This window comes from Saccharopolyspora pogona (assembly GCF_014697215.1).
In the GTDB taxonomy this organism is placed as follows: domain Bacteria; phylum Actinomycetota; class Actinomycetes; order Mycobacteriales; family Pseudonocardiaceae; genus Saccharopolyspora; species Saccharopolyspora hattusasensis.
In genome coordinates this window covers 6,431,801-6,457,102 of record NZ_CP031142.1, presented here as the reverse complement: position 1 = coordinate 6,457,102, position 25,302 = coordinate 6,431,801, and the positions used below count along the sequence as shown (strand labels likewise).

Below are 25,302 nucleotides of genomic sequence, written 5' to 3'. Positions count from 1 at the left end.
CGGTCCGTTCGCTCCACTCACCCCGACACAGACCCCGGGCTGGTGGGGTGAAGCGAACGGCCTGTTCGCTTTCGTAGGCGGCGCGAACGGTCCGTTCGCTCCAGCCAGCACATTCCAAAACAGCCGCTATGGCACCCAACCCATTCGCGGGTTCTGACCAGAAGAAACGGTGCCGCGGCTCGGTAGTCGAGCAAGGACGGAGGTGTGTTCTCTTTCCGCGTCCGCAGTGGGCATACATAAATCGGGGATCCCGGAGTCCAGGCGGCGTCTGTAATTCCCGCAGGGGGGCCGCTACCCGCATCGCTACGTAAGCCGACCACGTGCCCCCAAAAATATGGAAAGGCCCTGGGCTCGGTCGGGGAATCGAGCTCCAGGGCCTTTCCAGACTCCGGCTCCGTCCGGGGAAACGGTTTGCCGGAGTGGTTGGAGTCCGCGGACCGGCGCCGGTCGGGGGGAGGGGAGTGCGTCAGCACCGGCCCGCGGAACTTTGGGCGACCGCGCTGGTGTCCAGCCGGTCCGATGTGGAGTTTTTCGCGGCGGCGGCCGGTGAACGTCGGCCGAGGTCGGGGAATCACGACCGCACGTTCACCGGCCGCCGCCTGGCGGTTGCTCGGCAACCCGGATCGGGGAGGAGGTAATGCTCTCCGGGGCCAAGTCCGCCTGCTTACGGCACCGGCGCCACCGGGCGCAGCGCGTGCGCCGGACGCAGGTGCCGTGCGGGACGGGGTGCCAAGGCCCCTGCTACCAGGTGCTCGTAGGCCGTGCGCCACACCGAGCACGGTGCTTTCTGCGGGCGCCAGCGGCTCGAGCACTCCGGGCAGTTGCCCTTCTCGTCGGCGTCGTGCGCGGTGAGCAGCGTTCGCCACCCCTCGGTCAGCCGGGGAAGTTCGGAACGCGCCACGGAGAGCAGGGAAGGGGCGTCCGCGCAGTTCGCGAGCTCGGTCAGCACATCGAGCCGCTCCCGCACCGCACTGCGCAGCACCGGTCCCAGGATCTCGTCCACCGAAACGTCACCGTCACTTTCTCGCCTGCACAGCGGCATCCCGCAGCGCGTCCGACAACTGGCCGAGGCCGTAGGCTGACAACGCCGCGGAATGGCCGGGCGGCCCGACGAGCACCACCCTGTCCCGGTTTACCAGCACGTCCAGGAACCGGTGCGAGTTCGCCACGTCTCGGCAGTCCACTCGCCACCAACGACGCCGGTCCGCGGGCGCGGTGGGGAACTCGGCCGACTGGCCGTTCCCGCCCTGTGCGTCCCGCATCTCGTCACCGTTCCCGTTCGTGCTCGGTTTGCCTGTGCTGACTAGATTGGAACGGGACGGGTCCTCGCGCCTAGGGGTGCGTCGATAACCGGGCCAATGGCAACGACGAGCGGTCGGTGGACTTCACCGCCGCCGATCACCTCTACCGATATGCGCTTCACCGGGATGCAGCAGTGCCCTTACTCTGCGACCAACGCCCGAGCAGAGCGTCAGGGGGTCTAAATGAACATCATCGGTTCTGGCGGCTCTCCCGTTACACCCGACGTTTGGAACGAGCGGGAGATGCGGGATGCGCTGGCTCGACGGGACGTCAGCGAGATCTACCGGCAACTGCGCCGGCACGGCGTTTCGCAGCGGCAGATCGCGGCCACGACGGGGCAGTCGCAGTCCGAGGTGTCCGAGATCCTCAAGGGGCGGCAGGTCATGGCCTATGACCTGCTTGCCCGGATCGCTGATGGGCTGGGTATCCCGCGGGGCTACATGGGCCTCGCCTACGACGGGGCGACCGCTATGCGGGTCGCGCAGGCGGCTAACGCCCCTGACGCTGAGGAGGACGAGTCGGTGAAGCGCAGGAAGTTCCTGTCCCACGCCGCAGCGGTGACCATGGGCGCGGCCGTTTTCGGCACCGAGACCAGTTCCTGGTTGCCCGCCAGCGCGCAGACGCCGGCACCGGCACGCATCGGCATGACCGACGTGCAGCAGATCCACGCCGCGACCAAGGCGTTGCGCGATCTCGACTACCGCTACGGCGGTGGGACCTGCCGGGACGCCGTCGTCGCCCAGCTGTCCTGGGCGCAGCAGCTGCTCGAGTCCAGCGCCGCCGATCCCGTGCGCAAGCAGCTCTACGTGGCCCTGGCGGACATGCACAGCCTGGCCGGTTGGACCTCGTTCGACGTGGGCCTGCTCGACCCCGCTCGCGGGCATTTCGGCAAGGCGCTGGAGTTCGCGAAGCAGGCCGACGACGACGGCCTGGTGGCCAGCGTGCTGTACCGGATGGGCCGCGTCTACCTGCACTACGAGGAGCCCAACGAGGCGCTGAAGCTGTTCCAGCTGGGCCAGATCGCCGCGCAGGAGTCCGGTTCCGCGCTGACCGTGGCCGTGCTGTGCGCCAACGAGGCCTGGGCCTACGGCATGTTGAACAAGCCCGAGCAGGTGCAGAAAATGGTGGGCCGCACGAAGGACGAGTTCGCCCGCGCCCGCGCCGACCAGACGCCGGACTGGGTGCGCTTCTTCACCGAGAACGACCTGCACGGCATGATCGGCTCCGCGCACGACGCGCTGGCCGTCTTCGAGCCGAAAAAGCACGCCTCGATCGCCGTCGCCGAGACCATCAAGTGCAACGAGGCCTACGGCGCGGACATGGCGCGCACCCACGTCTTCGGCCTGAGCCTGCAGGCCACCAACCACATCCGGGCCGGCGACCTGCAGGAGGGCGTCAAGGTCGGGCGGCGGGCGCTGGCGGCCGGCGAGCGGGTCAAGTCCGCGCGCGTCGCCGACCGGCTCAGGCCGCTGGAGCTGGAGGCCGGCAAGCACCGGATGAATTCCGATGTCCGCGACCTGTTCGAGGCGGTCCGGCGGTTCCGCCGGGTGTGATCGGGCCACGCCGGGCAGCCGTGCCGGTGCCGTCGGCTTGAAACGATGAGCATGAAGACACAACCAGTGGAAGAGAGTCGGTGCGTTCCGCCTGAGCTGGATCTGGCACTGACCGAAATCTGCGCTGCCGTCGGCCTCGATTCGACCAGCGCGCGTTTGATCCGAATCGTCAACAACGGGGTTTTTCTGCTCCGCGACCAGCAAGTCGTCGTCCGCTTGGTCCTTTCCCCGTCCTTCACCTATCGAGCTTTCAACGCCGTGGAAGCCGCGCGTTGGCTGGCGGTGCACGGGATTCCCGCCGTGCGCCTGCTGCCGGGCGTCGAGCAGCCGGTCCAGGTGGGCGAACACCTGGCGACCCTCTGGCAGTACGTGCCGGAGTCCGGCCCGATGCCCAGCGGCGCGGACCTCGGCGAACTGCTGCGCCAGATGCATTCGAAGCCGGCATCACCGACTTTCCTGGACTGGCAGCCGATGGCGGACATCCGGCGCCGGTTGACCGATGCGGTCGACGTCGATCCGGCCGATCACCGGTTCCTGGAGCAGCGCTGCGACGCGTTGGAAGAACGGCTGGCAACGCTGCGCTTCCCGTTGTCGCGCAGCGTGATCCACGCGGATGCGCACCTGGGCAACGTGATCGGCGGCGCGGATGGTCCGCTGCTGTGCGACCTGGATTCGCTGTGCATCGGGCCGCCGGAGTGGGACCTGACCCCGATCGCGGTGGGTCGGCTGCGGATGGGGCACCCGCCGTCCTGGCACGACGACCTGGCCCGGGCCTACGGCTTCGACATCACGCGCTGGGAAGGCTTTTCCGTGCTGCGCGAACTGCGCGAATTGAAGATCACCACCGGGGTGCTCCCGATCCTTCGCAGCAATCCCGGGGTTCGCGAGCAACTGCACCAGCGGTTGCGCACGATCAGGGACGGAGATCTCGCCACGCAATGGGTGCCGTACAGCTGATCCGGTCAACTGCTAGGCCGAACGGGCGATCTTGGGTCGATTGCCGAAGCCGTTTGACAGTTTCTGGTGACGCACCTTCGGTCGAAGGAGTAAATCATACGGGCGAACTGGTGCATCGGTGCTTTGCTATGGGACGGGCTGTCGATGAGGAACGCGAAGTTCTTACTGCGGAAGCCGCGCTGGCGCCGGACGCGCGCGTTACGCGCCGCCCAGGTGCTCGACGACGTGGTGGACAGCCAGGTCGCATCGTTGCCCCGGTTGCCCGAGGAACTCAGGATCCGCCACGCCGACCATTTGGCGGAGCTGGTGTTGCTCGCCCAGGCGTATCGGCATTACGCCGCGGGTTGGATCACCTGGCGCCAGTTGGAGTGCCGCGGCCAGCTCGCGTTGCAGCGCTTGGGTGGGGACTGCTGCGTTCCGCTCGTGCAGCTCGCCGACGGCGAGTGACCACTCGGCGACCGGCGCGCCATCATTCGGCCGCGGCCGTGTCTGGCTGCCGGTGTGCCTGTTGAGCTGGGGTTTCGACGATCTGCGGGGGGCCGTTCGGTCGGGGTGAATTCGGCGTTCGCGCCGGTGGCGGCCGCTGCGTGGAGAAGTGGGGCCGCTGGGGCGTATTGCGGAATTTGCCGCCGCATTCCCATTTTTCGCTCGCGAGGTCGTCCGGTAGGACCTCGCGGGTGTTCGGGTGCGCAGTTTCTGGGATTGAAGAGAACTCGTCGGCCGGATGAGCGGATGGGGCGCGGGCGGGTTCTGCTTCGACGTTTTCTCGGCGGATTCGTGCAGCAAGCGGCGGAGAGATCGATTGGAGATGGTTTTGCGCGGTCCGGATGGCCGGTCGGAGCAGCCTGGATTGCTGGACGACGACCCGCTGCTGCGCCTGTACTGCGTGGTGGCGTCCGCGGCAGGCGCGCATCGGGAGCTGAGAACGCTACCGGTGGCGCGGAATGCGGTCAGTCTGGGTGATTTGGCGAGCAGCGGTTTCCCCGGTGATGTGCTGTCGTTGAAACGGCTGGTGGAGGGCAGGCCGACGGACTGGGGAGCGCCGGACCACCTAGCCGAGTTCGTGGTCCGGCCGTTGCTGATCACCTTCCGCGGGCTGCTGGCGAAGGGTTGTCTGCCGGTCGGCGAGATTGGTGTCGAACTCGACTCGGAGTCGGCGGCCACCGGGCGGATCGTGCTCGCCGGGATCCGCAGCGCGCGGTCGGCGGTTCCGGGAGTGGCGGACGCGATCGTCGCGTTGGACGAGCAGTTGGACGAGCTGGCCGCCGCTTGCGCGCTCGTCACCGGCGACGAGCAGGTTCGCGCTGCCTTCGACGCCGTCATCGCCCAGGAACTGCGCAACCTCTCCGAGGAGACTGCGGCCGCTTTCGCCGGTGATCATCCGTGGCGCCGCTTCGTGCATGCCGTCGCTGCGGAACAGCACGAGATCCTCAGCCGGGTCGTCCGGCTGGTCAGGGAACGAAGCGTGCGGTGCCGGCGCGAGCCCGGCCTGGCGCGTCCGTTGGTCGCCGTGGACCTCGACTTCTGTGCGCTGCACTCGAAGCATCGGGTCCGCGATGCGTTGCGCCGGCTGGGCGAAGCGCACGGCATCGAGGAGCTTGCCGCGCAGCTCGATGTGCTGCCCGGGCTGTACCAACCGGGCTGGCGGCCGTTTTTGGTGCGCAACGGCTTGTTGGAGCGTTATCCCGAACTCGATTGGGACGCGCTGTACCCGGAGTACCGCCGCAACGTCGCGTGGGACCGGGCGGCGCTGCTGACCGATGGTCTGGCGCCGGGACTGGTCCGATTCGTCCGGGATCTGGAGCAAGCCGGTGGCCGGGTCGTCTGGTTGACCGGTCGCCGGCACCGGATGCGGGCCGCCACCGGAGAAGTCCTGGCCCGCCACGGACTCGGCCACCTCGACCTGCGCACCACCGATGACGGGCCGGTCGCGGACCAGAAGGTCGCGGCGCTGCACGACATGCCGGGGCACGAGCTCGTCGCGGCCTTCGATGACTCGGCCGCCAATCGCCGTGCGCTGCAAGCGGCGTTCCCAGCTGCCGTCGTGGTCGCGGTGCGCCCGCCCGAGTTCACTGTGGACGGTGTGGGCCGAACCGCCGATGGCATCGCAACCTTCGAATCCCTGCCGCATCCGATCCCGGTGGGGCGCGGGCACGGCCGCAACGCGCAGTTGTCGCATGCGACGTCGCTCGGCGGGCTGCGGATCGGGGACCTCAGCACCCGCCCCACGATCTGGTCGCACGGCGTGGAACTGACCGAGGAGGAGCAGGCGCGGATCGTCGCGTCGCTGGCGGCCACCGCGCTGGCGAGCGGGCAGCGGCTCGGCAAGCAGGTCGGCGCCGGGATGGATCCGGGTCCGGTGGGGCTTGCCCGCGCAGTGTGGCAGGTCATCACGGCGAAACCGTTCGGCGCCGCGAGGTCGGCTTATCCGCTCGCGGCGGCCGAACGGGACGTGCTCGCCTCGATCGAGGCCGGTGATCGCATCCGGTTCGTCATGGTGGGGCCGTCGCTGAAGCAGGACGGTTCGCGGCTGAAGGCGCTCGGCGGGCTGCCGGACCTCTCCGAGCTCGCGATGCTGATCCGGCTGCGGGAACTCGACGCGGCCGTCCGGCAGGTGCACCCGCCGGGGATGGAGGTGCGGGCGCTCACCGATGCCAGCCACTTCAGGTTCCGCGAACCGCACCGGTACGCCGGGTATCACGAGCAGTTCGCGCAGCAGGTGGAACTCGCCGGAGCCCAGGACGTGGTGACCGTAGAGGACTTCGACACCGCAGCCGACGCGCACCCGCTCTGCGGCGACCGGGCGCAGCGACCGGAACTGCTGGCGAAGCACCGCGACAGGTACACCGCGGCGTTCGCGGGTCTCGACATCCGCCGAAACCCGCGGTCGGCGCTGGCGGCGGCCGACGACCGAGATCCGGCCCGCCCCGGCCAACCGCGATTCGTCGAGCTGTTCCGCTCCGTGCTGCAGGCCGTGGACGTGCCCTTCCCCGGCGGCGATCCGTTCGCGTGGTCGCAGCGGATCTACGCGGACCCGTTCGACCTGACCGATCCGGCGGCCCCGCTCGGGATCCGCCGAGCCCGCGGCGACCTGCTCGCGCTGGCCTGGCGCGAAACGATCATCTATCTCGCGAACAAGCACGTCGACGAGGAACTTGACTATTCGGTGCTGTGGCGGGAGAACTGCGTGCGGCTGAGCCTGTCGATCCGCCCGGCCCCGGGGAGGCTGCGCTTCGTCCCCCTCGGCGGCTCCGGCGTGATGCCCTGGCACGGCACGGCGACCCTGAACGCCCAGCACGAGGTCTCGGTCGACTACGCGATCTCGCTGGCAGACCAGGGATTCCGGCCGGTCCACGGGCCGGGCGACCGCCGTCAACCGTGGTTCATGGCCTCACCCCGAGCCCTGACCCGAGCCGGCCGCCTCGACCCCGCGGTCATCGACCGGATCCGGCTGCGCTCCAAGTAACCGAGGTGCGGGCAGAGCAGCGCCCCGCAGCCGGGGGCGGACTGCGGGGCGTGGCAGCGGGCAGGCATTGGGGAGGGGACTACCTGCCCGCGGGTTCGGCTGCTCTGCGGAAGGAGACGGCGCAGCGCTCGGTCGAGTGGAGCGGTCCGGCTGCCCGTCGGGGGCACGGCAGCCGGACCGGGTCTACAGGCGTTCGAGCCCGGCGAGTATCCGGCTCAGGATCTCGGAACGACGCGTGAAGCTGTCGTGGTCGGTGGTTGGCGGCCGGGTTTCGCTGACAAGGAGCGTCTCCGCCGAGTCCTTGCAACCCGCTGGGGGTTCGCGCAGGCGGTGTCGGCCGCCATTGGTGGTTTCGGTGTTGATCCGTGCGACCAGGTACCTCACGGTCAACGCACCTTCGCCGCTTCCGGCGTGCTGGGGTCGGTAGAAGTAGCTGCGGTACATCGGCCAGATGGTGAGCAGGACAGCGGCGGTACCAGCGGTGATGATCCAAGCAATCATGGTCATCCCTTCAGCGCTTTCAGCAGCGAGTTGCACTCTTGGCACGACGGGGCGTGGATTTAGTCCACTTCGGAGGGTGTAGCGAGACCAAAGAGCTTGCCGCAGAACGACTCGCCGTTTGCGCCCGCATCTAGGCGTCTTCCGGGGAAGGCGTGACGGACCATTCCGTAGCGGCTCGACTCGTCTACGGCAGGAAGCCAGTAGTAGCGCGGCTGTGGCTGTGTCATGTCGGGCCCCGATCGTTGCTACTTCGAGTCGCCGATCAGCGACTCTAAGTTAGACGGTAATAGTTACCCGGTAACAAAGTCGAGATGCCTAAACGGGTGATCTTGGCCGTTCGCTATTCCGTGCGAAGCTGGGCGCATGGCAGGAACCGCACGGCAAATCCACCTGGGCCGGCAGCTCCGGCAGCTGCGGACCGAAGCGGGCTTGTCCTTGGACGAAGCAGCGGCGCACCTGGAGAGGTCGCGAGCAACGGTCGGGCATTGGGAGCGCGGGCACTCCAGGGTGTCTTCGAAGGATCTCGATGCGCTTCTCAAGCTCTACAGAACGCCGGAGAACGTGGCCGAACAGCTTCAGCAGCTACGGCGGGAGAGTGGTCAGCGCGGCTGGTGGCAGAGCTACAAGTTGCCGTCGTACCTCGCTCCGTTCGTCGGATTCGAGGCCGAGGCAAGCGAGATCTTCCACTTCGAGCTGGGCGTGGTTCCAGGACTGCTGCAAACCGAGGAGTACGCGCGTGCCATCCACGAAGTGGGACGCCTGGCGCTTACGGACGCCGAGCTTCAACACTGGGTCGATGTTCGCCTGAAACGGCAGGAGCGACTGAGCGAAAGTAGTGGCCTGACGCTTCACGTTGTGATTGCAGAGGAAGCACTGCGGCGTGTTATCGGCTCACGGGTCGTGATGGCCAATCAGTTGGAGCGCATTGACAAGCTCACTCGGCGTCCTAACGTTCGGCTCCAGGTGTTGCCGTTCGGCGCCGGCGCGCACGAGGGGCTTCACGGGCCGATTTTGGTGCTGCGGTTTCCGGATCCCGGCCACTGCGACGTTGCCTTCAGCGACACGCCGCTTGGCGGGCATGTCATCGACGATATTCGGGACGTGGCCGAGTTGGCGCGTCTGTTCGCATCGTTGCAGGCCAGAGCTCTTCCAGAGAACAAATCTGTCGAGCTGCTGCGTAGCATCGCTCAGGAACAAGCCTCATGCGCGAAGGAGTAATACGGTGCGCCCGAACCCTGTATGGAAGAAGTCAAGCCGCTCGGGACAAGCGAACGCGTGCGTTGAAGTCGCCTCGAACTTACCGGAGCGCACACTCGTGCGTGACTCGAAGCTCGGAGACTCGTCGCCCATCCTGAGCATGTCTGCCGCCGTGTTCGAGAGCTTTGTCAACAACGTCAAGACCGGCAAGTTCGACGCCTGAACCCTCGGCGGCAAGTGAGCTGAAGGGCCTCATCAACCAGGAGGAGACGCCGAAATGACGTTATCTCAGGCCCCCGCAGGTTGGCGGAAGTCGAGCTGGAGCAGTCAGGAAACCAACTGCGTCGAGGTCGGGCGCGTCGGTGGCGGTGCTGCGGTTCGCGACACCAAGGACCGCGCCGCCGGTCACTTCACCACGACCGCCGCCCAGTGGTCGGCCTTCGTCGCCGCCATCAAGACCGGCAAGTTCGACGCCTGAACGAAGTGAAGGGGCCCCCTCCTGCCGACCAACCTGGCAGGAGGGGGCCCCTTCACTTCACTCATCGTCCGACCAGGCACGTTCCGGTCGAAACCCGCAATTTCCATTGAAATCGAAGGTCTGATTTCCATTGAGATTGCGGAAAAACCCACCTCATCGGGTGGCGAACCTGGTCGGAGGTGTCCTTCGTACTTCGATCTATCGGGTTGTCAGGCCTTGGGCTTGCCGAGGCGGAGGGCGAGGACCAGGCCGAGGACGACCAGGACCACCGCTCCCGCGATCCACGGCCAGATCGGCATGCCGCCCGACTCCTCGGACTGCGCCTGCTGGTCCGCGTTCTGCGGGGCCGGGGCCGGGGTGCCCTTGCCCGGGGTGGTCAGCGTGAAGGTGACCTTGCCCGACACCGGGTGGCCGTCGTTGGACAGCACGCGGTAGCCGACCGTGTAGGCACCCGCCGGGCCGAGCTCCCGGACCGGCGCGATGACCGAGGTGCCCTCGACCCGCACCTGCCCGTCGGTCCAGTACGTCCCGTCCGGACCGACCACGTTGACCGTGTTGTAGCCCTCGCGCACCGGCTGGTCGAAGGTCAACCGGACCTCACGGGGCCCGGTGGCCAGCTGTGCGGCTTCCGGCGGGTCGCTGCTGACCAGCGCGTTGTGAGCCAGCGCCGTACCGGCGCCGCCGAACAGGGCGGCCAGCGCCAGCACCGCTACGGCCATCAACCGCTTCACGACTCGTCCTTCCCGGATTCCTGCTTCGCCGCAGCCTGCCCGGCGTTGCGGGTGCGCGCCAGGGCACCGGCCCCGACGCCCAGGCCGAGCGCGCCGACCACGAGCCCGGCACCGCCCAGCCAGCGGGCCGCGTTGTCACCAGAACCGGCCTCCGTCTCCTCGGCGGGCTCCTGGTGCGAGGCGCCGCCGTGGGAGTGCTCGCCGTCGGCCTCCTCGACCAGCTTCAGCGCCGGGGCGGGGTGCTCGGGCTCCTCCGCGCCCTCGGCCGGCGGCGGGGTGTCCCAGTTCACGACCTCGCCGTTGTCGTAGGTCTGCGTGGTGGGCATCACGAGTTCATCGGTGTTGGTCGGAAGGGCGCCGAGGGACACCTCGAACTCGTTGAACTCGTTCGGCCCGATCCGGTTGCCCGGCTGCGCGGTCCACGTGATGCTGCGCACAGCTTCGGTGACCTGCGCGCCAGCCACCTCGACCGGCGCGATCTGGACCCGTTCGACCTGAACGTTCCAGCCCGGCATCGGCTTGGTGCGCACCGAGCTCAGCGGGTACTGCTCCGGAAGGGTCACCTTGACCTGCACGGTCCCGGCGTTCGGCCGCTCGTTCGGCACCCGGAAGGCGACCTTGGCGTAACCGCCCTTGGCGGCCTCGCCCGGCTGTGCGGAGACGTGCGCGGACGCCGTTCCCGCTCCCATTAGCGCAACAATCCCGCAAGCGGCGGTCAGTGCCGCGGATCGAACCGCGAATCGCTTTGTCGACATGTTTGCTTGAAATCTCCTGTGCGTATGAGTTATTCGCGCGCGAAAGCGGCGAAATGACGAATGCGCGACGATCAGGTGGCATATTCCACTTGATCGACAAGAGATTCCGGAGGCCCGCGACGGGCATGTATTCGCTGGTAGATCAGATGCGCCAGGGCACGCACCGTGACGACGGCGACGCACACCGTGCGCGGCTCCGTGACGATCGGTGACGGAGTCGACCGGCGGGGCAGGATTGACCCGAGTAGGCGGGCGACTACGAAGAGTGCCCGCTCCGCGTGCGCCATTACGAGTCCGGTCAGCAGCACCACTGCGATGTGCCCGAGGGTCATTGCCAGTGGTGAGAATGGCATCCCGGGGTACCCGGCGCCGTCTTGATGACCCGCCACGACCTGCAGAAATACGTGAAGTGCCAGCTGGGTGACGCTCAAGGCCCCTAGAATGCCCCACGACCCACGCTTGCGATCAGCGAGCGCCACACCGGCACCGGCCAGCAGGGCGGTGATCACCACGGTCGTTCCCGGATCGGGTAACGACCCGCCTGCGGCCGCGTGCGCGGCCACGGACAGTGACGCCGACGTGGTGGCCAACCCGGCACCGCGCAGGACGCGTAGTGCGCCCTGCGTAGGTGTGAGTCTGGCTGCCACAGCAGGCAAGTCTAGGTGTCGGTTCGGCCACGCTGACCGCAGGTGAGCTTGCCTTGTTCATCCGATTGGGTCACGGTTTACGGGTTGCAGACGGTCGGGAGCTACCACCTGCACACATGTGCTCGATTAGTTCCAGATCGTCGTAACCGACGACGGAGAGGAGGGGGCGTCGCCGAAAGTGGCGCCGAAACCTGTGTCGACTGAAACAAAACGAAGTGGTGACCCCGCTGAGGGCCACCATACAACTGCATTGAACGGAACCCCCGAGTTCCTTGGGAAGCCGAGAACGGACTGGGTCGTCTTCGGCGTCACCGCGGCCATCATGTTCGCCGTGGTCTTCTGGGGAGCACTGGGGACTGACACGTTGAGCGCTGCCTCGTCGGCCGCGCTGACCTGGTTGCTCACCAACACGGGCTGGGGCTTTGTGCTGGCGGCCACCGGGTTCGTCATCTTCGCCCTGTTCCTGGCCTTCAGCAAGTACGGTCGGATCCCGCTCGGGAAGGACGGCGAGCAGCCGGAGTTCCGGACGGTGTCCTGGATCGCCATGATGTTCAGCGCCGGTATGGGCATCGGTTTGATGTTCTTCGGCGTTAGCGAGCCGCTCGGCCACTTCGTCTCGCCGCCGCCGGGGACGGTGCCCGGCGAGAGCGAAGAGGCCATCAAGACGGCCATGGCGACCTCGCTGTTCCACTGGACGCTGCACCCGTGGGCGATCTACGCGGTGGCGGGTCTGGCGATCGCCTACAGCGCCTTCCGCCGCGGCCGCCGCCAGACGATCAGCGGCGTGTTCACCCCGCTGATCGGCAAGAAGAACGCGGAGGGGTGGGTCGGCAAGCTGATCGACATCCTCGCGCTGTTCGCGACGCTGTTCGGGTCCGCCGCCTCGCTGGGCGTCGGCACCCTGCAGATCCGCAGCGGCTTGGAGGCCGCCGAATGGCTCCCCAAGGACTCGGCCAGCGGCGCCGTGATGGTGGGGATCATCGCGATCCTGACGCTCTGCTTCATCCTGTCCGCGGTGTCAGGTGTCGAGAAGGGCATTCAGTGGCTGTCCAACATCAACATGGTGTTGGCGGCCCTGCTCGCGCTCTTCGTGTTCATCCTGGGCCCGACGGTGTTCATCCTCGACCTGCTGCCCACCTCGGTGGGGTCCTACATCAGCGAGTTCGGCGAGATGGCCTCGCGGGCCGGTGCCACCGGCGGCGACGAGATGCAGAGCTGGCTGGCGAGCTGGACCGTCTTCTACTGGGCGTGGTGGATCTCGTGGACGCCGTTCGTCGGCATGTTCATCGCGCGCATCAGCCGCGGCCGCACGATCCGGCAGTTCGTCGCCGGCGTGCTGCTGGTGCCGAGCGGGGTCAGCCTGATCTGGTTCGCGATCTTCGGCGGTGCCTCGATCAACGCCCAGAAGTCGGGCGCCAACGTCTACGGCGAAGGCTCCGCGGAGGCGCAGACCTTCGACGTGCTGGGGACCATGCCGTGGGCCACCGTCACCTCGGTGCTGGTGATGATCCTGGTGGCGATCTTCTTCGTCTCCGGGGCCGACGCCGCGTCGATCGTGATGGGCACCCTGTCCCAGCGGGGCGCCATCGAGCCAAGCAAGTGGGTGGTCATCTTCTGGGGTGCCGCGACCGGCGCCGTGGCCGCGATCATGCTGGTCATCGGCACCGCCGGCGGCGATGAGGAGAAGGCGCTGGACGGCATCCAGAACCTGACCTTCATCGGGGCGCTCCCGTTCGCCATCGTCATGGTGTTCATGTGCTTGGCCCTGCTCAAGGACCTGCGCAGCGACGACATGACGTTGCGCGACGCCAAGGGCGCCGAAGTGCTGGAGCAGGCCGTCATCTTGGGCACCGAGGAGCACGACGGCGAGTTCCAGCTGGTGACCACGCCGGCGGAGGCCGACGAGGCCACCGCGGCGGTGCCTGCGGGTGGAAAAGAGTAAGCAAGCGTGAACCTCCTGGACTACGTCGCATCCAGGTGGCAATCGCTGCTGGTGGACTCCTACCAGCACGCCAGCATGGTGGTGCAGTGCATCGTGCTGGCGACGATCGTCGGCGTCCTGGTCGGGGTTGCGGTCTACCGCAGCCCCGCCGGGGCGGCGATCGCCACCGCTGTGTCCAGCGCGATCCTGACCATTCCGTCGTTCGCCCTGTTCGGCCTGCTCATCCCCGTGCTGGGGCTGGGCGTGGCGCCGTCGGTGGTGACCCTGGTGCTCTACGCGCTGCTGCCGATCATCCGCAACACCATCGTCGGATTGTCTACAGTCGACCAGCCGATCTTGGATGCCGCGCGCGGCATCGGCATGAGCCGCTTCGGCGTGCTGACGCGCGTCGAACTGCGGCTGGCCTGGCCCGCGATCCTCGCGGGCATGCGGGTGAGCACCCAGATGCTGATGGGCATCGCCGCCATCGCCGCCTACGCCAAGGGCCCCGGTCTGGGCAACCTGATCTTCAGCGGGCTGAACCAGCTGGGCGGCGCGAACGCGCTGAACATGGCCATCGCCGGCACCGTCGGGGTGATCATCCTCGCGCTGCTGCTGGACGTCATCTTCGTGCTGATCGGGCGGTTGACGACTTCGAGAGGTATTCGTGGCTGACGACAACTACACCCCGGCCAGCGGGCACGGCGTCGAGATCTGCCTGGAGGAGGTCTCAAAGCGCTACCCCGGGCAGAAGCTGTCCGCGGTGGAGTCGGTGACCATGACCATCCCGGCCGGTGAGACGGTGGTGCTGGTCGGCCCGTCCGGCAGCGGCAAGACCACCACCATGCGGATGATCAACCGGTTGATCGAACCCACGTCCGGAAAGATCACCATCGGCGGCCAGGACGTGCTCGGCCTCGACCCGGACAAGCTGCGCCGCGAGATCGGCTACTCGATCCAGCAGGCCGGCCTGTTCCCGCACCTGACCGTCGGCGAGAACGTCGGCATGGTGCCCGGCCTGGTCGGCTGGGACAAGAAGCGGATCCGCGAGCGCGTCGACGAGATGCTCGACCTGGTCAACCTGGACCCCGCCGAGTACCGCGACCGCTACCCGCGGCAGCTCTCGGGCGGCCAGCAGCAGCGCGTCGGCGTGGCGCGGGCGCTGGCGGCCAACCCGCCGGTGCTGCTGATGGACGAGCCCTTCGGCGCCGTGGACCCGATCACCCGAGGTGTGCTGCAGGACGAACTGATGCGCCTGCAGGCAGACCTAGGCAAGACGATCGTGTTCGTGACGCACGACTTCGACGAGGCGGTCAAGCTCGGCGACCGCATCGCGGTGCTGGGTGAGCGATCCAAGATCCTGCAGTACGACACGCCGGAGGCCATCCTGGCCAACCCGGCCGACGACACCGTGGCCGGCTTCGTCGGCGCCGGTGCCGCGCTCAAGCAGCTCACCCTGCGGCGCGTCCGCGAGATCGAGATGGGCCAGGTTCCCACCGCCACCATCGACGAGTCGCCGGCGGTGCTGAAGGAGCGGTTGGGTACCCGCCGCGGCGCGATCGGCCTGGTGCTCGACAGGCGCAACCGCCCGCTGCGCTGGGCGACCGCCCGCGAGGCCGGCGCGGTGTCCGCTCTGGACCGGGCCGGGCGGCCGGTGGAAGACAGCGTGTCGCTGGCCTCGACGCTGCAGGACGCGCTGGAAGCGATCCTCACCGACGACGACGGCGTCGCTGCGGTCACCGGGTCCCGCGGCGAGTACGTCGGCGTGGTCGACATCGACACGGTGATGAACACGATCAAGGCGCTGCGCGAGGAGCACGCCGACGACGAACCGACTGGGGCTCGGTCATGAGCAGCCAGTTCGCTTCGGACTCCGGGGCCCGCAGGGCGGAGCGGCTGCGGCTGATGGCGCAGCCGGTCGCGGTCGTGGCGCTGGTCGCAGGGGTGCTGGGCTGGGCGTTCACCCAGGACAACGACGAGGTGACCGCGCGCAGCATCAACTCGACCACGATCCTGAGCCTGACCTGGACGCACTTCCTGCTCAGCCTCGCGGTCGCGGTGATCGTGATCCTGGTGGCGGTGCCGCTGGGCGTGGTGCTCAGCCGCGGCTGGGCGCGCACGGCGGTGCCGCTGGTCATCGGCCTCGCCAACATCGGCCAGGCCGCGCCCTCGGTGGGTCTGTTGGTGCTGTTCTTCCTGGTCACCGGCGGCTCGACCGGGTTCTGGATCGCGGTGCTGCCGATCGCCTGCTATGCGCTGCTGCCGGTGCTGCGCAACACCATCGTCGGGTTGCAGCAGGTCGATCCTTCGCTGATCGACGCTGGCCGCGGGATCGGCATGTCGGCGACGGGCGTGCTGGCGCGCATCGAGCTGCCGCTGGCGGTGCCCTACATCCTGGCCGGGCTGCGCACCTCGCTGGTGCTGGCCGTCGGCACCGCCACGCTGGCGCTGTTCGTCGGCGCGGGCGGGCTCGGCGAGATGATCAACACCGGCTACAAGCTGAACGACTGGACCGTCATGGTCGTCGGTGCGGTGCTGGCGATGTCGCTGGCGCTGCTGGTGGACTGGCTGGGCGCGCTGGCCGAGACGTATCTGTCGCCGAGGGGGTTGCGATGAACCGCGAGACGTCGCGCCGAGGCGCGCTCAAGCTGGCCTCGCTGGCGGCCACCAGCGTGCTGCTGGCCGGTTGCGGCCTGAGCTCCGGCGGCTCGGTGCCGCTGGCGGTAGCGCCCGGCGCCATCCAGCCGGTCCCCGAGCTGCAGGGCGTCACGATCATCGTCGGGTCCAAGGACTTCACCGAGCAGCTGGTGCTCGGCTACATCGCCGAGTTCGCGCTGACCGCGGCCGGCGCCGACGTCCGGGACCTGACCAGCATCGTCGGTTCGGCCAGCGCCCGGAAGGCGTTGGAGAGCGACCAGATCGACATCCTGTGGGACTACACCGGGTCGTCCTGGATCAGCTACAACGGCAACACCGACCCGATCCCGGACGCCCGTGCCCAGTACGAGGCGGTCAAGAAGCTGGACCTGGAGCGCAACGGCGTCGCCTGGACCGCGATCACCTACAACGTGGACAACACGTACGCGTTCGCGGTCAACCAGGACGCGGCGCGGCGGTTGGGCGTAGAGAAGCTCTCCGACATCCCGAAGATCATCGCCGAGAAGCCGGACGAGGCCTCGTTCTGCGTGGACACCGAGTTCGCCAGCCGCAACGACGGCATGCCTGGGGTGGAGAAGGAGTACGGCTTCACCGCGGACCGGTCGAAAATGAAGGTGCTGACCGAGGGCAGCATCTACCAGGCCACCCAGAACGGGACCTGCACCTTCGGTGAGGTGTTCACCACCGACGGGCGGATCCGGGCGCTGAACCTGAAGGTGCTGGCGGACGACCGCCAGTTCTTCCCGCGGTACAACGTCGGCATCACCACCCGCGATGAGCTCCTCAAGCGGTACCCACAGATCACGAGCGTCTTCGAGCCGGTTTCGGCGAAGTTGACGAACGCGGAGCTACTGAAGATGAACGCCCAGGTGGACGTCGACGGCCGGGACCCGGCGGACGTCGCCCGCGAGTGGATGGTCCAGCAGGGCCTGGTGAAGCTCCCAGGCGGCCAAGCCACCGGCCGTTAGCGCGACCGGAAGGAAGAGGTGCAGGGCGTCTTCTGGCGGCTCGCGGCGTGCTCGGCGACAGACGGCGTGCTCGGCTGAAGGTGCCCTGCACTTGTCCGGCCGGGGCCAGTTCCGATCGAAACCCGCAATTTCCATTGAAATCGAAGGTCCGATTTCCATTGAAATCGCGGAAGAACTCACCTCATCGGGTGGTGAACCTGGTCGGAGGTGCCCTTCACCCACATCCAATGCCTCCGGCGCACCGGTGCGTGTCGGGAAACCCGGCGGTGCGCCGGGGCGCTAGCGCCTGGATCGGGCGACGCCGAAGCGGGTGAGCAGGTCGTCCTCGATCTGCCCCAGCTCCGCGTCGACGGCGCGGTGCGCCGACCTCCGCCGCTGCGCGGGCATCCGCTCCGCGGCCCGCACCGCGCTGGTCAGCTGCTCCAGCCGCTTCGCCGTCCGCTCCGCGTACCGCTCCGCGACGACCGCCTCCTCGGTGCTCGCCGACTGCTCGCGCAGCTCGCCCAGCGCACCGGCGTCGCCGGCGATCCGCGCGTGCAGCGCCGCGCCCCGGCCGGTGAAGCTGCCCAGCTCGTCCACCGGCACCCCGAGCCGACGGGCTCGCATCCGCTCGTAGCGTTCGCGTGCCACCGACACCGCGTGGAGCGCGAACGGCGCGATCACCGGGCCGACCACCTTGGCCACTCCGATGATCTTCTTGGCGTTGCCTGGGGTGATGCGCCCGTGCTCGCCCTTCTTGATGGCTTTGGCGGCCTTCTTGTCCGCCTTCTTCGCCTTCTTGACCGCCTTGTGGGAGCCGGTCGTGCCCTTCTTCCGGATCGTGCGCCCGGGAGTGCGTTTCCTCACCGCGGCCGACACCTCCCTGTCCAGCAGTTCCACTGCGATCACCTTAAGTCCGGCAGCCGTGCGGTACGACATCTGGCGGTGTTCTGGCGGGTACGGTGCGTAGTCGTTATCACCGGGGTGATGGGCGCGCCTGTCAGAGCGACGGCATACCCTTCACACGTGAAGGACAAGGTGCTGCTCGACGCGGGCGTCGTAACACGGTGCCGTCGACGCGTGCACCTGGAGAACGATCCCGCGCAGGACGAACCGCCCGCGCAGTTGGATCTGGGCATCGAGCAGCGCATCGCCGACGCCGCGGAACACCGTCGGTACGTCGCGAAACTGCTGCACAACACGCTCGGCGAGGACTGGGCGGAGATCCCGCGCGGCGTTGCGGCCAGCCGCGAGGAGTTGACGCTCGCCGCGATGCGCGCGGGCACGCCCTATATCTCCTCCGCGCAGCTGCCCGCCGACGTGCCTGGCGGTCGCCGGGGTTCGGTCGACCTGCTGGTGCGCTGCGGCGACGGTTACGTACCGGTGCTGGTGGTGCGGCACAAGATCACCGATCCGGGGAATGGCGCCCGCGCCCGGGTATCGCCGATCGATCGGCCGGTGCCGGAGGCTGCCTGGAACGACCCGGCCCGCAAGGTTCGTGCGCAGCCGCGCGACCAGCTGCGCCTGGCGCACGCCGTGCGGCTGTTGCAGGCGTGCGGGATGGGCGCGGCGACGCACGTCGGTGGCGTGATCGGCGTCGAGGCCGACGCGGTGCTGTGGCACGACCTGGACGTGCCGAACTGGCCCGGCGGCCGGACCGCGCTTGCCGAGTACGAGGCGCGCTTCGCCGACCGGTTGGCGGTGGCCACGGCGGCCGCAGAAGGGGCCGAGCCGCTCGCGCTGCCGTCCCGGATCACCGAGTGCAAGGGCTGCCCGTGGTGGCCGTCCTGCGAATCGCAGCTGCGCGAGAACCGCGACGTCAGCCTGGTGGTGCGCGGCGAGGATGTGGTCGCGCTGCGCGGCGTCGGGGTGTCCACAGTGGATGAGTTGGCCGCGACGCCGCTGGCGGAGGCGGAATCGCTGCCGCTGACCGGGGTCCGCAACACCGACGCGATCCTGCTCGCCAAGGCCTGGCTGCAGAACCTGCCGTTGGTGCGGCGGGTTCGCGATCTGGCGGTGCCGCGCGCGGACGTGGAAGTCGACGTGGACATGGAGAGCTACGCCGACGCCGGGGCCTACCTGTGGGGCTGCTGGCTGTCCGGAGCGGACATCGACGAGGAGCCCGGCTACCGGGCGTTCGTCAGCTGGGAGCCGCTGCCGTCCGACGACGAGGCGCTGTCCTTCGCGGAGTTCTGGACGTGGTTCGGCTCGGTGCGCCGCCGCGCGTACGAGCGGGGCCTGAGCTTCCGCGCCTACTGCTACAACGAGCTCGCGGAAAACCGCTGGATGCTCGCCTCGGCCGAGCGGTTCGCCGGGAAGCCGGGGGTGCCGTCGGTGGCGGAGGTTCGCGAGTTCATCAACTCGGCCGAGTGGGTCGACCTGTTCGCCTCGGTGCGGGAGCAGTTCCTGTGCCCGAACGGCAAGGGCCTGAAGGTGATCGCGCCGAGCGCCGGGTTCGGCTGGCGGGACGCCGAGGCCAGCGGCGAGAACTCGATGCGCTGGTACCGCGACGCGGTGGGCCTGGGCGGCGGCGAGCCGGAGCTGTCCCAGCGGGACCGGATCCTCCGCTACAACGAGGACGACGTCCGAGCGACCTGGACGATCCGCGGCTGGATGACCTCCGGAGCGGCCAACGAGATCCCCTACGCGGCCGACCTCTGACACCTGTACCGCGTCGGCTGTCCGGCGCGGTCGAGCGGTGATCTTCGCCCCGCGGCGGACACGAACAGTGACCATTGTGGACTAGTTTTTTCGCCCAATCGGGTTAATATCTCCGTGGTCGCTGCTTCCCCCGCGACCGTTCGTGATCGTTCGGTAAGGGAGTAGCGTGATCCGTTGATGTCTTGCTGCGCTGATCGCGGTCCTTTCCGCAGGTGTCGCAGCACCGTCCGCAATGGCCGAGCCGCCTTCGAAGAAGGTGTCCGTCGAGCGTGTGCCGCTCGCCGACGGTGCACCTGAAGTTCCCGGCAAGGGAAGGGAAATCCGCCGGTCCAAGCCGTTCGCGATGGCCGCCCTGCGGTGGAACGGCAAGAACCCGGACCTCGTCGAGGTGCAGGCGCAGCACCTCGACGGCACCTGGGGCGAGTGGGTGCGGCTGCCCGCCGTGGACGGCCAGGACCGCGGCCGACCGGGTAAGAACCAGGCGAGCGAAGCGGCCTGGCTCGGCGACTCGACGGCGATCCGCGTCCGCGCCGAATCCGGCGGCGCCCCGATCGACGCGAAAACCGTGTCCGTGCTGCTGATCGACCCCGGAACCGCGCAGACCGCGAGCACCGCCGCGAAGCCCGCCGTGATCAGCCGCGCCGAATGGGGCGCCGATGAGTCGCTGCGCACCCAGTGCTTCCAGCAGCAGGGCGTCGGCGTCGAGTACGGCGACACGGTCAAGGCCGCGATCGTCCACCACACCGCGGGCACCAACGACTACACCGCGGCCGACTCCGCACGCATCGTGCGCGGCATCTACGCCTACCACGCGAGCGAACTGCAGTGGTGCGACATCGGCTACAACGTGCTGGTCGACAAGTTCGGGCAGGTCTTCGAAGGGCGCTACGGCGGCCTGGAACTCCCGGTGTGGGGCGCGCACGCGCAGGGCTTCAACAAGGACACGGTGGGCGTGTCAATGCTCGGCGAGTTCACCTCGGTGTCGCCCAGCGCGACGCAGCTGGAATCGGTGGCGCAGGTCCTGGCGTGGAAGCTCGCCGGCAACTACCGCGATCCGCTCGGCGAGGTCACGATGGTGTCCGGCTTCGGGGGATCGTCCGCGAAGTACCCGCTCGGGACCGAGGTGACCCTGCCGGTGATCCACGGCCACCGCGACGTCGGCTACACCGAGTGCCCCGGCAACCTGGCCTACCAGGAACTTCCGGCCCTGCGGCAGCGGGTGGCCGAGCTGATGGGCGACTGGACCGTGGGCGCGATCTACCAGAAATGGCAGGCCACCGGCGCTGATGCGGGCCCGCTGGGCGGCGTCTACGAACTGGAGCGGGACGTCGGCGGCGGCGGGCGCCAGGCCGCCTTCGCGGACGGCGCCAAGTCCGCGTACTGGTCCCCGGCCACCGAAGCGTCGCTGATGCAAGGCATGATCCGGGACAAGTGGCGGGAGCTCGGCGCGGAGGCCGGGGTGCTGGGCTACCCGCGCACCGACGAACTGTCCACACCGGACGGTGCCGGTCGCTACAACCACTTCGCCGGTGCCGACGGTTCGATCTACTGGACGTCGTGGACCGGGGCGCACGAGATCCGCGGCCTCATCAGTGCGAAGTGGGCGCAGCTCGGGTGGGAGGACGGCCCGCTGGGCTACCCGCGCACCGACGAGCTGGGCACGCCCGACGGGGTGGGGCGCTACAACCACTTCGACCGGTCGAACGGTTCGGTCTACTGGACGCCGGGCACCGGCGCGCACGAGCTCCGCGGGGCGATCAAGGACCGCTGGGCGCAACTGGGCTGGGAGCGGTCGTACCTGGGCTACCCGACCAGCGACGAGTACGCGGTCCCGGGCGGGCGCCGAAGCGACTTCCAGTCCGGCTACGTCGTGTGGGACGCCGCGACCGGCAACGTCACCGACCGGCGGTACTGACGCGCAACGCACCGGGTGCCCCGGACCGCACGCGGTCCGGGGCACCCGTCACGAAACTCGAGCGTTGTCGCTCCCGGCACCCGATACGGTGACATTGCCGCAACGGGTTTCGGCGCAGTACGAGCGCCGAGGAGGTAGGCCGTGAGTGACCTTTCCGAGGTCCAGTGGCGGAAGTCGAGCCGCTCGGCCAGCGGCGGTAACTGCGTCGAGGTCGGCTTCGCGCCGGATGCGATCGGCATCCGGGACTCGAAGGACCGCGACGGCGGGCGGTTGACCGTTGCGCCTACGGGACGATGACCGCGAAACCCTTGATCTGGCCGTGGTGGAAGCGTTCGTAGACCTCCGGGGTTTCGTCGAGTCCGAAGGTCTCCACGTGCGCCCGCAGCGCTCCCGAGCGGGCCAGGTCGACGACCTCGATCAGCTCCGCGCGGGAACCCCAGTAGGGCGCGGCCACCGAGACCTCGTGCTACAGCAGGCCGAAAGCGACCGGCAGCGGCACCCCGGCGATCCCGACGATGGTGATGTCGCCTTCCACCGCGACCGACTGGGCCGCGATCTGCACCGTTGGAGCATTCCGACGAAGTCCAGCACCACGTCCGCGCCCAACCCGCCGGTCAGCTCGCGCACCCGCTGCGCGGTGGTAGCACGCAGGATTTGCACCGCGAGGTGCCCGAGACCGCCCGCGCCGATGACCACCGCCGTGCTGCCGCCGACCAGCTTCGGCAACGGCGCCGCGTGCAACCGGTCCCGCCCGTTCGGCGGGATCAGGTGCCGGACGTCGTCCACCAGCAGGTAGTCGGCCATCGCGCCGGGGCTGCCGAGGCCGGGCGGGCGGATAACCAGCTCGGCGGCGCGGATGCAGTAGTTCTCCCTGCCCTGCAAGCACTTCCAGCACGCCCAGCATCCCCACGGCCCGCAGCCCCACGGCCCGTACACCGCGACGGAATCGCCCTCGGCGACGCCCCGCACGCCGGACCCGAGCTCGGCGACCGTGCCGACGCGCTCGTGCCCAAGGGTGAGCGGCAGCTCGAACGACAACTACTCGGCGGGCCAGCTCATCACCCCGATGTCGGAGTGGCACACCCCGGCGGCGGTCGCCTTCAGCAGCACCTGCCCGGGCCCCGGCTCGGGTTTCGGGACCTCGACGACCACCGGAGCCGCCCAGACCTGCTGGTACTACGCGGCTTTCATGGTCCCGCCCATGACCGAGCTCCCTTCGGCGTTCATCCGTCGGGGGGCATCCTCCGTGGGCATACGCCGGGGGATCAGCTCCCGGCGAAGCACTGCGCCGCGCGCGAAGTGCCGCGAATCCGGGCACGCGCGGATGGGGCGGCGATTTCGCGCGAAATCGCCGCCACTGCCCAGCGTTACCGCGGCGCCATCCGGAGGGCGCCGTCCATCCGGATGACCTCGCCGTTGAGGTAGTCGTGCCCGACGATGTCCACCGCGAGCTGCGCGAAGTCATCGGGCGTGCCCAGCCGCTTCGGGAACGGCACGCTCTCGGCCAGCCCGGTGCGGAACTCCTCGCTGATGGTGGCCAGCATCGGCGTGTCCACGATGCCCGGCGCGATGGTCATCACCCGGATGCCGGAAGAGGACAGGTCGCGTGCGGCCGGCAGCGTCAGGCTCGCCACGCCGCCCTTGGACGCGGCGTACGCGGCCTGCCCGATCTGCCCGTCGAAGGCGGCGACCGAGGCGGTGTTGATCATCACGCCGCGCTGGCCCTGCTGGTCGGGTTCCGTCTGGCCGATGGCGGCCGCGGCCAGCCGCAGCACGTTGAAGGTGCCGATCAGGTTGATCTCGATGACCTTGCGGAACAGGTCGAAGTCGTGCGGGCCCTTGCGCCCGACGATCCGCGCCGACGGCGCGATGCCCGCGCAGTTCACCACGATCCGCAGCGGGTTCCCGGCGCCGGCGGCCTGCTCGACGGCGGTCTGCACCTGGTCCGCGTCGGTGACGTCGGCGGCCGTGTAGGTGACGCCGTCAACAACCGGCGCCTTGGCCACCGCGTCCGGCAGGTCCACCGCGAACACGTGCGCGCCGCGCGACGCGAGTGCTCGGGCTGTGGCCGCGCCAAGGCCGGAAGCCCCGCCGGTGACGATCGCCACGGTGTCGGTGATCAGCATCTGCTCGTTCCTTTGCGTCCGTTGCTGGTGTCCCGGCATGTCTAACACCTCGGAACGGTCGCAACCAGCACCGGACGCGGAACGGGCAGGCGGCGAAACGGCGGTCAGCGATGGCGGTGCACCCGTCGCTGCGAGGTCGCCTCGACGAACTTCAGCAGCGCGACCAGCGGCAGCGCGGCCAGCAACGCGAGGCCGACGAACATTGTGGCGATCCCGATCAGGTCCATGTGAAGAGCGTGGTCCGCGTGCCCGGCCCGGCGCGTCTGCCACCGGTGGCATTCTGCGATCCGTCCGAGCGAAACCGCGATCACCGACCGTCGCCGCACCCCCCGCAACGCCGTGCTGGGAGCGTGATCCGTCTCGGTGCCGGATGACGGGAAATTCTCACGAAATCCACTGCCACCTGCGGGAATGCGCGTGCGGAGGCCTCGCCGTCGTCATCCGGGGATGGCGCAGTTCCTCGCCGAACCGACCGTTTGCTAACGCTGCGTGGGCGGGCAGATCGCGTCGATGGCGTCCAGATCGGCCTGGGAAGGCCGCCATTCGCCGGCCGCGGCGTTCGCCCGGACCTGCTCCGGGGTGGTCGCGCCGCTGATCACCGAACCGACCACCTCCTGCGCCGCCAGCCAGCCGACCGCCACCGCCGTCATCGGGAGGCCCCGCTGCCCGGCGAAGGCGCGCAGCTGCTCGATGTGCTCCCACGGCGCGTCCGCCAGCATCTGGTTCCGGTTCGCCAACCGGCTGCCCGCGGGCGGCTCCTGGTCCTGCCGGTACTTGCCGGTGAGCAGCCCGTTGGCCAGCGGGAAGTACGGGATGATCCCGACGCCGAACCGCTTGCAGGCCGGGATCACCTCGCGCTCGGCCTCCCGCGCCAGCAGCGAGTAGTGGTTCTGCGCCGACACCGGCGTGGTCAGCCCGGCCGAGGATGCCGTCCACGACGCGTCGGCGAGCTCCCAACCCGCGAGGTTGCAGTGCCCGAGGTAGCGGATCTTGCCCTCGCGGATCAGGTCGTCGAGCACCGAGAGGGTTTCCGCCATCGGCGTCAACCGGTCCGGCCGGTGCAGCTGGTAGAGGTCGATCCAGTCGGTGCCCAGCCGCCGCAGCGACGACTCGACGGCGCGCCGCACGTAGCGCCGGGAACCGCGCGCGGTGAAGTCGGGGCCGTTGCCGCCCTGCATGTCCATGCCGAACTTGGTGGCGATGATGGCGTGTTCGCGACGGCCGGACAGCGCCTGCCCGAGCAGTTCCTCGCTGCGCCCGCGCGGCGAGCCGTACACGTCGGCCACGTCGAAGAAGGTGATCCCGGCGTCGAGCGCGGCGTCCACCACGGCTCGCGCGCCGGCCAGGGACTCGGTGGCCGTTCCGGGACGGCCGAGGTTGTTGCAACCGAGACCGACCGCGCTTACCACCAGACCGGATTCGCCCAGGCGTCGCTGTTCCACGGCTGGTGAGCCTAAACGCCGGTTCACCGGCACGTCACGCAGGAC

27 protein-coding genes are annotated in these 25,302 nt (G+C 68.8%); 15 read left to right on the top strand and 12 right to left on the bottom strand.

Annotated features, from left to right (window positions below; all coding sequences use genetic code 11):
- Positions 1–664 precede the first annotated feature (664 nt).
- Together DL519_RS29985 and DL519_RS29980 are read right to left on the bottom strand one after the other, a co-directional pair.
- Positions 665–1,003, bottom strand: a complete 339-nt coding sequence (locus tag DL519_RS29985; RefSeq protein ID WP_190819760.1) for a hypothetical protein — start codon at positions 1,001–1,003, stop codon at positions 665–667.
- A gap of 13 nt (positions 1,004–1,016) precedes the next feature.
- Positions 1,017–1,262, bottom strand: coding sequence for a hypothetical protein (locus DL519_RS29980; RefSeq protein WP_168585974.1), 246 nt, complete (start codon positions 1,260–1,262; stop codon positions 1,017–1,019).
- A gap of 282 nt (positions 1,263–1,544) precedes the next feature.
- Here DL519_RS29980 and DL519_RS29975 point away from each other — a divergent pair, with 282 nt between their 5' ends.
- The 4 genes from DL519_RS29975 to DL519_RS29960 all read left to right on the top strand — a co-directional run bounded on the left by DL519_RS29975 (position 1,545) and on the right by DL519_RS29960 (position 7,278).
- On the top strand, positions 1,545–2,855 hold the full coding sequence (locus DL519_RS29975) for a helix-turn-helix domain-containing protein (RefSeq protein WP_223839731.1): 1,311 nt from the start codon (positions 1,545–1,547) through the stop codon (positions 2,853–2,855).
- 51 nt (positions 2,856–2,906) lie between these two features.
- Entirely contained in the window at positions 2,907–3,812 is a 906-nt protein-coding gene (locus DL519_RS29970; protein ID WP_223839730.1) for a phosphotransferase enzyme family protein, read from the top strand.
- Positions 3,813–3,956: 144 nt separating this feature from the next.
- Positions 3,957–4,259: a hypothetical protein gene (locus DL519_RS29965; RefSeq protein WP_190819757.1), complete on the top strand. Its 303-nt coding sequence runs from the start codon at positions 3,957–3,959 to the stop codon at positions 4,257–4,259.
- A gap of 361 nt (positions 4,260–4,620) precedes the next feature.
- Entirely contained in the window at positions 4,621–7,278 is a 2,658-nt protein-coding gene (locus tag DL519_RS29960; protein WP_190819755.1) for an HAD family hydrolase, read from the top strand.
- Positions 7,279–7,461: 183 nt separating this feature from the next.
- Here the strand turns inward: DL519_RS29960 and DL519_RS29955 are convergent, their stop codons facing one another.
- Positions 7,462–7,779 carry a hypothetical protein gene (locus tag DL519_RS29955; RefSeq protein ID WP_223839729.1) on the bottom strand — a complete coding sequence of 106 codons (318 nt, stop codon included), beginning with the start codon at positions 7,777–7,779 and terminating at the stop codon, positions 7,462–7,464.
- A 363-nt stretch (positions 7,780–8,142) separates the two neighbouring features.
- On the opposite strand from DL519_RS29955, the gene DL519_RS47460 reads away from it, so the two are divergent.
- From DL519_RS47460 to DL519_RS29945, 3 genes are read left to right on the top strand one after another with little or no spacing between them, the layout of a single operon-like run.
- On the top strand, positions 8,143–8,997 hold the full coding sequence (locus tag DL519_RS47460; protein WP_223839728.1) for a helix-turn-helix domain-containing protein: 855 nt from the start codon (positions 8,143–8,145) through the stop codon (positions 8,995–8,997).
- Between the two features lie 4 nt (positions 8,998–9,001).
- Positions 9,002–9,199 (top strand): DUF397 domain-containing protein, encoded by a 198-nt coding sequence (locus DL519_RS47455; RefSeq protein ID WP_223839727.1) that lies wholly within the window; start codon positions 9,002–9,004, stop codon positions 9,197–9,199.
- Positions 9,200–9,253: 54 nt separating this feature from the next.
- Complete coding sequence (locus tag DL519_RS29945) at positions 9,254–9,454, top strand: DUF397 domain-containing protein (protein WP_190819749.1); 201 nt, start codon at positions 9,254–9,256, stop codon at positions 9,452–9,454.
- 209 nt (positions 9,455–9,663) lie between these two features.
- Here the strand turns inward: DL519_RS29945 and DL519_RS29940 are convergent, their stop codons facing one another.
- The 3 genes from DL519_RS29940 to DL519_RS29930 form a co-directional block, all read right to left on the bottom strand.
- Entirely contained in the window at positions 9,664–10,185 is a 522-nt protein-coding gene (locus DL519_RS29940; protein ID WP_190819747.1) for a copper resistance CopC family protein, read from the bottom strand.
- Positions 10,182–10,874: a YcnI family copper-binding membrane protein gene (locus tag DL519_RS29935; RefSeq protein WP_190819745.1), complete on the bottom strand. Its 693-nt coding sequence runs from the start codon at positions 10,872–10,874 to the stop codon at positions 10,182–10,184. Before DL519_RS29935 ends, DL519_RS29940 begins: the two co-directional genes overlap by 4 nt.
- A gap of 137 nt (positions 10,875–11,011) precedes the next feature.
- Positions 11,012–11,587 carry a hypothetical protein gene (locus DL519_RS29930; RefSeq protein WP_190819743.1) on the bottom strand — a complete coding sequence of 192 codons (576 nt, stop codon included), beginning with the start codon at positions 11,585–11,587 and terminating at the stop codon, positions 11,012–11,014.
- A gap of 250 nt (positions 11,588–11,837) precedes the next feature.
- Here DL519_RS29930 and DL519_RS29925 point away from each other — a divergent pair, with 250 nt between their 5' ends.
- Genes DL519_RS29925 through DL519_RS29905 form a run of 5 tightly spaced genes read left to right on the top strand, consistent with a single transcriptional unit; the run spans position 11,838 to position 17,134 of the window.
- The gene (locus tag DL519_RS29925) at positions 11,838–13,529 is read left to right on the top strand and encodes a BCCT family transporter (protein ID WP_190819742.1); all 1,692 of its coding nucleotides are present in this window, start codon (positions 11,838–11,840) and stop codon (positions 13,527–13,529) included.
- Between the two features lie 6 nt (positions 13,530–13,535).
- Entirely contained in the window at positions 13,536–14,183 is a 648-nt protein-coding gene (locus DL519_RS29920; RefSeq protein WP_190819740.1) for an ABC transporter permease, read from the top strand.
- Positions 14,176–15,360: an ABC transporter ATP-binding protein gene (locus DL519_RS29915; protein WP_190819738.1), complete on the top strand. Its 1,185-nt coding sequence runs from the start codon at positions 14,176–14,178 to the stop codon at positions 15,358–15,360. Before DL519_RS29920 ends, DL519_RS29915 begins: the two co-directional genes overlap by 8 nt.
- Positions 15,357–16,124, top strand: coding sequence for an ABC transporter permease (locus DL519_RS29910; protein WP_190819736.1), 768 nt, complete (start codon positions 15,357–15,359; stop codon positions 16,122–16,124). The genes DL519_RS29915 and DL519_RS29910 overlap by 4 nt, the downstream gene beginning before the upstream one ends.
- Positions 16,121–17,134, top strand: a complete 1,014-nt coding sequence (locus tag DL519_RS29905; protein WP_190819734.1) for a glycine betaine ABC transporter substrate-binding protein — start codon at positions 16,121–16,123, stop codon at positions 17,132–17,134. Before DL519_RS29910 ends, DL519_RS29905 begins: the two co-directional genes overlap by 4 nt.
- Positions 17,135–17,413: 279 nt before the next feature.
- Here DL519_RS29905 and DL519_RS29900 read toward each other — a convergent pair whose 3' ends face one another.
- Positions 17,414–18,013, bottom strand: a complete 600-nt coding sequence (locus DL519_RS29900; RefSeq protein WP_317891400.1) for a DUF6474 family protein — start codon at positions 18,011–18,013, stop codon at positions 17,414–17,416.
- A gap of 126 nt (positions 18,014–18,139) precedes the next feature.
- Between DL519_RS29900 and DL519_RS29895 the strand changes: the two genes are divergently transcribed.
- The 3 genes from DL519_RS29895 (at position 18,140) to DL519_RS29885 (ending at position 21,986) form a co-directional block, all read left to right on the top strand.
- A complete protein-coding gene (locus tag DL519_RS29895) occupies positions 18,140–19,774 on the top strand; it encodes a TM0106 family RecB-like putative nuclease (protein ID WP_190819732.1) in 1,635 nt (544 codons plus the stop codon).
- A 232-nt stretch (positions 19,775–20,006) separates the two neighbouring features.
- On the top strand, positions 20,007–21,689 hold the full coding sequence (locus tag DL519_RS29890; protein WP_190819730.1) for an N-acetylmuramoyl-L-alanine amidase: 1,683 nt from the start codon (positions 20,007–20,009) through the stop codon (positions 21,687–21,689).
- Between the two features lie 141 nt (positions 21,690–21,830).
- Positions 21,831–21,986 (top strand): DUF397 domain-containing protein, encoded by a 156-nt coding sequence (locus tag DL519_RS29885; RefSeq protein WP_190819728.1) that lies wholly within the window; start codon positions 21,831–21,833, stop codon positions 21,984–21,986.
- On the opposite strand, the gene DL519_RS47450 is transcribed toward DL519_RS29885, so the two are convergent.
- From DL519_RS47450 to DL519_RS29870, 5 genes are all read right to left on the bottom strand, one after another.
- Positions 21,973–22,143, bottom strand: coding sequence for a hypothetical protein (locus DL519_RS47450; RefSeq protein WP_223839724.1), 171 nt, complete (start codon positions 22,141–22,143; stop codon positions 21,973–21,975). The two genes, DL519_RS29885 and DL519_RS47450, sit on opposite strands and share 14 nt — an antisense overlap.
- Positions 22,107–22,727 (bottom strand): alcohol dehydrogenase catalytic domain-containing protein, encoded by a 621-nt coding sequence (locus tag DL519_RS29880; RefSeq protein WP_223839723.1) that lies wholly within the window; start codon positions 22,725–22,727, stop codon positions 22,107–22,109. The genes DL519_RS47450 and DL519_RS29880 overlap by 37 nt, the downstream gene beginning before the upstream one ends.
- 329 nt (positions 22,728–23,056) lie before the next feature.
- Positions 23,057–23,815: an SDR family NAD(P)-dependent oxidoreductase gene (locus tag DL519_RS29875; RefSeq protein ID WP_190819726.1), complete on the bottom strand. Its 759-nt coding sequence runs from the start codon at positions 23,813–23,815 to the stop codon at positions 23,057–23,059.
- Between the two features lie 104 nt (positions 23,816–23,919).
- A complete protein-coding gene (locus tag DL519_RS49065; protein ID WP_263399733.1) occupies positions 23,920–24,042 on the bottom strand; it encodes a hypothetical protein in 123 nt (40 codons plus the stop codon).
- Positions 24,043–24,294: 252 nt separating this feature from the next.
- Entirely contained in the window at positions 24,295–25,257 is a 963-nt protein-coding gene (locus tag DL519_RS29870) for an aldo/keto reductase (protein ID WP_190819724.1), read from the bottom strand.
- Positions 25,258–25,302: the final 45 nt, after the last annotated feature.